2 protein-coding genes are annotated in these 1,498 nt (G+C 72.6%); one reads left to right on the top strand and one right to left on the bottom strand.

Annotated features, from left to right (window positions below; translation table 11 throughout):
• Nucleotides 1-808, bottom strand: an 808-nt coding sequence (locus HW578_RS26435) for a type VI secretion system protein TssA (protein WP_198373678.1), incomplete at its 3' end; no start/stop codon positions are given.
• 153 nt (nt 809-961) lie between these two features.
• On the opposite strand from HW578_RS26435, the gene HW578_RS26430 reads away from it, so the two are divergent.
• Nucleotides 962-1,498 (top strand): Clp protease N-terminal domain-containing protein (locus tag HW578_RS26430; protein WP_304621652.1); only part of this gene is annotated, 537 nt, incomplete at its 3' end.

The raw sequence follows: 1,498 nt of genomic DNA, 5'->3' as shown, positions 1-1,498 counted from the left end.
CCGCCGGCGCACCCGCGATCTTCTCGCTGATCTCGATGATGGCGGCCAAGGCCTCGGCCACCCGGCGCGTCGAGGGCGCATCGCCGCCGAAGCGCGTCCCCAGGGCCACATCCATCGCCGCCCAGGCGGCCGCAGCCGTGCGCGCCGAATCGCCGGCGGCGCGCAGAGTCGCGACATCGGCACGGGCCTCGCCCTGCAGCGTGTCGAAGGTCGGCACGCCGGCCTTGTAGCGCGCTTCCCGGCGCGCCTCGTCGGCCAGCGCGGCGGTCTCCTCGGAACGCTGCCAGGTGAACAGGTCGCAGGCCCCGCCATCGCCGCGGCGGAACAGCGGCTGGTTGCGGATGGCGGCCATCAGCGTGCCGTCCGCCCCCTCGCCCGAAAGCCCGCCGATCGGCGCGCCGCGGCCATCGATGCCGTCCTCGTCGTCGAGGCGAGGGAAGCCGCTGTCCCAGTACTGCTCGCACAGTCCGGCAATCACCGCCGCGCCGTCGGCGAGGCCGCGCAGCCCGTCGAGGCGCACCAGGGCTTCCGTCATCCAGGCGGCGATCTCGAAGTCCTTCGCCTTGGTCGCGAGGCAGTCGATGCCGATCTTCTTCACTTCCCGCCAGGCGCCCTGCACGGCCGCGGGGTTGGCGTCCGGGTCGCCGCCGTCGATCGCGCGCTCGCCAGCGCGCGCGTCGTTGCGCTGCGTCCGGATGCGCTGATACACCGAGTTCGGCGAATAGTCCGGGCGCAGGTCCTCCCCGGCGCCATCGCCGGCGGGCAGCGGCGCCAGAAGATTGTCGATGTCCAGTACGCCTTCACCCATGCGCAGCCCCCTGTGTGACGCCCCTTACACCGCCCGGCCAGCGGCCCCGGCGCGCCACGCTAGCACGCTGGACTCGTTTCGCACGCCCCCTTACCGTCCCGCCTGCGGACGGAATTCCGTGCCGCCTTGCGAAGAACATGGGGTGCGTCCGGCATGGTGGCGATCGACCTGAAATCTCTTGTCGGGCGCATGAACGCGCTCACGCGTCGGCAGCTGGAGGCGGCGGCGGGGCTGACCCTGTCGCGCACCCACTACAACGTCGAGATCGAGCACGTGCTGATGAAGCTGGTCGAGACCAGCGGGTCGGACGTGGCCGCCGTGCTGCGCAAGGGCGGCGTCGATGCCGGGCGCGTCGCGAACGAACTCACCCGCGCTCTCGACAAGTTCAAGACCGGCAATTCGCGCGCGCCGTCCCTGTCGCCCGACATCGTGACCTGGCTGCGCGAGGCCTGGCTGCTGACCAGCCTCGAATCCGGCGCACCGAAGATCCGCTCGGGCCACCTGCTGGCCGCGCTGCTGAACGACGAGACGCTGGGCCGCACGGTCAAGGAAAGCGCACCGTCGCTGCTGAACCTACCGGCCGATGCGGTGCGCCGCAACCTCGGCGAGATGGCCGAGGGCAGCGAGGAAGCCGCCGAGGCGGCGGCGGAGCCCGCCGGCGGCGGCGCGCCCGGCGGAGCACCGGCGGGC

It is taken from the genome of Roseomonas rosulenta, from assembly GCF_016106005.1.
GTDB lineage: Bacteria > Pseudomonadota > Alphaproteobacteria > Acetobacterales > Acetobacteraceae > Neoroseomonas > Neoroseomonas rosulenta.
This window is presented reverse-complemented; position numbering and strand designations above follow the sequence as displayed.